At 39.4% G+C, this 279-nt stretch carries 1 pseudogene; it reads right to left on the reverse strand.

Annotated elements, in window-relative coordinates:
• A pseudogene (locus SB773_RS31270) lies at positions 1-279 on the reverse strand (penicillin-binding protein); the annotation flags it as partial.

Below are 279 nucleotides of genomic sequence, written 5' to 3' on the forward strand. Positions count from 1 at the left end.
GGAAGATCTCCCTGTTTTCGGATCCTTCTCATATTTCTTACCAGCCATCGTTAAAACTTCTCCTGTATTGGGATCCATCATGACGACAAAGGCCCTATCCAAGAATTTGGTGTTACCCATTTTCTTCTTGGCAATCAATTGCTTTTCAATGATTTTCTCTGTTGCTAGCTGTAAATCCATATCGATTGTCAATATAAGATCTTTTCCGCGCTGGCCTTCAGTAATCACTTGTGAATCGACTATATTTCCTGATTTATCGGTCACATTCCTTACTTTTGC

It is taken from the genome of Bacillus sp. SIMBA_074 (assembly GCF_046534555.1).
GTDB lineage: Bacteria > Bacillota > Bacilli > Bacillales > Bacillaceae_G > Bacillus_A > Bacillus_A mycoides.